At 68.6% G+C, this 4,547-nt stretch carries 5 protein-coding genes; 3 read left to right on the top strand and 2 right to left on the bottom strand.

Annotation, left to right across the window (positions count from 1 at the left end; translation table 11 throughout):
- The first annotated feature begins 219 nt into the window (after positions 1-219).
- The gene (locus tag K6I34_RS32320) at positions 220-648 is read left to right on the top strand and encodes a VOC family protein (protein WP_229331582.1); all 429 of its coding nucleotides are present in this window, start codon (positions 220-222) and stop codon (positions 646-648) included.
- A gap of 252 nt (positions 649-900) precedes the next feature.
- Positions 901-1,146, top strand: coding sequence for a chaplin (locus K6I34_RS32315; RefSeq protein WP_229331581.1), 246 nt, complete (start codon positions 901-903; stop codon positions 1,144-1,146).
- Between the two features lie 69 nt (positions 1,147-1,215).
- Here the strand turns inward: K6I34_RS32315 and K6I34_RS32310 are convergent, their stop codons facing one another.
- The gene (locus K6I34_RS32310; RefSeq protein ID WP_229331579.1) at positions 1,216-1,752 is read right to left on the bottom strand and encodes a hypothetical protein; all 537 of its coding nucleotides are present in this window, start codon (positions 1,750-1,752) and stop codon (positions 1,216-1,218) included.
- Between the two features lie 62 nt (positions 1,753-1,814).
- A complete protein-coding gene (locus K6I34_RS32305) occupies positions 1,815-2,975 on the bottom strand; it encodes an acyl-CoA dehydrogenase family protein (protein WP_229331577.1) in 1,161 nt (386 codons plus the stop codon).
- Positions 2,976-3,163: 188 nt separating this feature from the next.
- Here K6I34_RS32305 and K6I34_RS32300 point away from each other — a divergent pair, with 188 nt between their 5' ends.
- Positions 3,164-4,504, top strand: coding sequence for a UDP-glucose/GDP-mannose dehydrogenase family protein (locus tag K6I34_RS32300; protein WP_229331575.1), 1,341 nt, complete (start codon positions 3,164-3,166; stop codon positions 4,502-4,504).
- Positions 4,505-4,547 lie beyond the last annotated feature (43 nt).

Raw genomic sequence — 4,547 nt, 5'->3', positions numbered from 1 at the left:
CCGCCACCCACCCGGACCCCCGGCACACCCGACAGGGCCGCTCCTCGTATTCCTTCCCCCGCGGGTTGTCCCCGATCAGATGCCGCCTCTCCACCAACAGCGCTCCGCGCCCGCCACACGCGGCACACGTCCGATTGATCATCATGGGTTCCTCCCGGGGGCCGGTTTCTCCTGGCGAAATGAGCGGCAGCGTCCCAAGTCCCTTGGTACGGTGCACCGATGCCAGGGGCCAAGAAGTTCCAAGTCACCTTCGACTGCGCAGAACCTGAGCGTCTCGCTCGTTTCTGGTGCGAGGTGTTGGGGTACGTCGTACCACCGCCACCGGCGGGGTTTGCCACTTGGGATGATTTCAAGCGCGCGCAGCCACCTGAGCAGCGGGATTCATGGTTCGCCTGCACGGATCCCTCAGGTGTGGGCCCACGGCTGTACTTCCAGCGCGTCCCCGAAGGGAAGGCCGCCAAAAACCGGGTGCACCTTGATGTGCGGGTCGGCACCGGACTCACGGGTGAAGAACGCCTCGCCGCACTCGAGGCCGAATGCGCACGACTGGTCCCGCTCGGCGCGGTACACGTGCGCACGCTGTATGACGGCGATGATTCATGCATCCCGATGCTGGACATCGAGGGCAACGAGTTCTGCATCGACTGAACATCCGGACCACCAGCGCCACCAGCTCGCCCGGGGAAGGGTGATCCGGAGCCCTACCTGCGGTGGAAGCGGGTCGCCGTCGTGGTATCCGCGCCCTTCGGCGAGTACGTGAAAAAGGTCGCACCCAGGCCGTAACCCTTCCCTCACATAAAAACATCGGCACGCCCGCAATCCGGTTAATGCAAAGGAAGTACCCCCTTCAAACGGTGTGATCGTGCTGCAAACATGCCGCTATTAACCCTAGGAGGGGAAATGCGTACCCGCACCGCCGCAGTTGTCACTGGCACCCTGGCGCTGGCCGGGGGGCTCGTCGGAGCCGCGCCGGCGTTCGCCGACGCCGAGGCCGGAGGAGCGGCCGTCGGCTCGCCCGGCATCGTGTCCGGTGACGTCATCCAGATCCCGATCCAGATCCCGATCAACCTCTGCGGGAACTCGATCGACCTCATCGGCCTGCTCAACCCGACCTTCGGCAACACCTGCGTCAACGCCGACGACTGACGCCCGCCGAAAAACACCGACGCCCGGGACATCCGTCCCGGGCGTTTCCCTTACCCGCTCACTCCGAACTCACTCCGTACCCCACCACATCGGCGAGACATCGATCGACAGGACGTCCCCGGCCCGGCTCTCCTCCGGATCGTCCGGGTCGTGGCCGTAGCCGTACGGGTCCGGGTCGACGATCACGTGGATGCGGGCACCGGATTCCACCACTCGGTAGCGGTGGATATCGTCCCCGCCCCCGCCGTCCTCGTGTTCCAGCGTGCGGCCCGCCGCCTCGATCGCCGCGCGCAGGGTGTCGAAGCGGACGCGGTTCGCGAACGGGCCGTACTCCCGCAACAGAGCCTGCGGTACGTACCCCTCCGTGCTGCCGAGCAGCCGGTGCGGCTTCAGGCCGAAGCCGAAGCACGCGACGTTCCCGCTCTCCGTCTCCTCCGCGAAGGAGATTTCCACCAGGCCGTAGTCGCGGAGGAAGGTGCCGCCGCCGTGGTTCTCCACGTAGTCCTGACCCAGGGCCGCCGCCCAGGCGTCCGGCGTGGTGCGGATGCCCGCGCCCAGGATCTCGCGGCGGGTGACTGCATGGACATAGAAGCCCAGGTCTGACACGGGTGGGCTCCTCGTACCTGTGTGTTGGGGGGTGGGTGGCAGTGGCCGCCCACCCCCGCAGATTACTTCGGCAGGTTGCGCGCCATGACGATGCGCTGCACCTGGTTCGTGCCCTCGTAGATCTGGGTGATCTTGGCGTCGCGCATCATGCGCTCCACCGGGTAGTCACGGGTGTAGCCGTAGCCGCCGAGGAGCTGGACCGCGTCCGTGGTGACCTCCATCGCGACGTCCGACGCGAAGCACTTGGCCGCCGCGCCCTGGTAGGTGAGGTCGGCGTCGAGGCGCTCCGAGGCGGCGGCGGCCTGGTAGGTCAGGGCGCGGGCCGCGGAGATCTTCATCGCCATGTCGGCGAGCATGAACTGCACGCCCTGGAAGTCGGCGATCGCCTTGCCGAACTGCTTGCGCTCCTGGACATAGCCCTTGGCGTAGTCGAGGGCGCCCTGCGCGATGCCGAGGGCCTGGGCCGCGATGGTGATGCGGGTGTGGTCCAGGGTCTTCATCGCGGTCGCGAAGCCGGTGCCCTCCTCGCCGATCATGCGGTCGGCGGGGATGCGGACGTTGTCCAGGTAGACCTCGCGGGTCGGCGAGCCCTTGATGCCGAGCTTCTTCTCCGGCGCGCCGAAGGAGACGCCCTCGTCGGACTTCTCGACGACGAAGGCGCTGATGCCCTTCGAGCGCTTCTCCGGGTCCGTCACGGCCATCACCGTGTAGTACTCGCTGACGCCCGCGTTGGTGATCCAGCGCTTCACGCCGTTGAGGACGTAGTGGTCGCCGTCGCGCACGGCGCGCGTCTTCATGCCCGCGGCGTCGGAACCGGCGTCCGGCTCGGAGAGGCAGTACGAGAACATCCCGTCGCCCTTGGCGAGCGGGCTCAGGTACCGCTTCTTGAGGTCCTCGGAGCCGGAGAGCGCGACCGGCAGCGAGCCCAGCTTGTTGACGGCCGGGATGAGGGAGGACGAGGCACAGACGCGCGCCACCTCCTCGATCACGATGACCGTGGCCAGGGCGTCCGCGCCCGCGCCGCCGAACTCCTCCGGAACGTGCACGGCGTGCAGGTCGGCGGCCGTGAGGGCATCCAGCGCCTCCTGCGGGAAGCGGCCCTCCTCGTCCACCTCGGCCGCGAATGGAGCGATCTTCGCCTCGGCGAGCGAGCGGACGACCTTGCGGAGCTCGTCGTGCTCCTCGGACGGCCGGTACAGGTCGAAGTCCTTGTTTCCCGCCAAGGCGTACTCCCCAGAGCGTTAACTACCGTTTAGTAACCACGATTCTAGGGGCCTCGCCCCGAGCAGGTATACGTGAGCTTGCCGACACGGCACGCGAGCGCGCGCCTCTCCGGCGATCCTGCCCCGCGCGGCCCCCGACTATGCTCGGGCCGCAGTCGAGACGCACGTACATATCTATGGAGCACCGCATGGCCCTCAAGATCACCGTGATCGGCACCGGCTACCTCGGCGCCACCCACGCCGCGGCCATGGCGGAGCTGGGCTTCGAGGTGCTGGGCCTCGACGTGGTGCCCGAGAAGATCGAGATGCTGGCGCGGGGCCGCGTGCCGATGTACGAACCGGGGCTGGAGGAACTGCTCGGCAAGCACGTCGCGGGGCTTCCGGGCTCGACCGGGCGGCTGCGCTTCACCACCTCCTGGGAGGAGGTCGGAGAGTTCGGCGACGTCCACTTCATCTGCGTGAACACCCCGCAGAAGCACGGCGAGTACGCGTGCGACATGTCGTACGTCGAAGCCGCCGTCACCTCCCTCGCACCGGTGCTGAACCGGCCCGCGCTGGTCGTCGGCAAGTCCACCGTGCCGGTGGGCAGCGCGGCGCGGCTCGCCCGGACGCTCACCGAACTGGCCCCGGCGGGCACGGGCGTCGAGCTCGCCTGGAACCCGGAGTTCCTGCGCGAGGGCTTCGCCGTCCAGGACACGCTGCACCCGGACCGCATCGTCGTCGGCGTCGAGGGCGAGCGGGGCGAGAAGGTGCTGCGCGAGGTGTACGCGAAGCCGGTCGGCGAGGGCACACCGTTCGTCGTCACCGACTACCCCACGGCCGAACTGGTGAAGACCGCGGCGAACTCCTTCCTCGCCACGAAGATCTCCTTCATCAACGCCATGGCCGAGGTCTGCGAGGCCGCCGACGGCGACGTGGTGAAGCTGGCGGAGGCCATCGGCCACGACGAGCGCATCGGCAAGAAGTTCCTGCGGGCCGGGATCGGCTTCGGCGGCGGCTGCCTGCCGAAGGACATCCGCGCCTTCATGGCACGCGCCGGCGAACTCGGCGCCGACCAGGCGCTGACCTTCCTCCGCGAGGTCGACTCCATCAACATGCGCCGCCGCGGCCACATGGTCGAACTGGCCCGGGAGACAGTCGGCGGCAGCTTCCTGGGGCGGCGGGTGGCCGTCCTGGGCGCGACGTTCAAGCCGGACTCGGACGATGTGCGGGACTCGCCCGCGCTGAACGTCGCCGGGCAGATCCATCTGCAGGGCGGCCAGGTGACGGTCTACGACCCCAAGGGCATGGAGAACGCGCGACGGCTCTTCCCGACGCTCACGTACGCGGAGAGCGCGCTCGAGGCGTGCCGGGGGGCGCATGTGGTGCTGCACTTGACGGAGTGGGCGGAGTTCCGTGAGCTCTCGCCTGCGGCGTTGGCTTCCGTGGTCGCGGAAGCCAATATCTTGGACGGGCGCAATGCGCTGGACGCTGCCGCGTGGCGCACGGCGGGCTGGATGTTCCGCGCAATGGGGCGCCCCCAGGCGTAGGCCTCTGCTACCCGGGGGCTCCGCCCCCGGACCCCCGGTGCCG

The sequence above is a fragment of the Streptomyces sp. UNOC14_S4 genome (genome assembly GCF_020740835.1).
GTDB lineage: Bacteria > Actinomycetota > Actinomycetes > Streptomycetales > Streptomycetaceae > Streptomyces.
Note: the sequence above shows the minus strand (reverse complement) of the source record. Positions and strands in the feature narration are given on the sequence as shown.

Bases quoted from the DNA above. Each gene is read 5' to 3' on its own strand.
- K6I34_RS32320 (WP_229331582.1), top strand. From the start codon at position 220: ATGCCAGGGGCCAAGAAGTTCCAAGTCACCTTCGACTGCGCAGAACCT.
- K6I34_RS32300 (WP_229331575.1), top strand. From the start codon at position 3,164: ATGGCCCTCAAGATCACCGTGATCGGCACCGGCTACCTCGGCGCCACC.
- K6I34_RS32315 (WP_229331581.1), top strand. From the start codon at position 901: ATGCGTACCCGCACCGCCGCAGTTGTCACTGGCACCCTGGCGCTGGCC.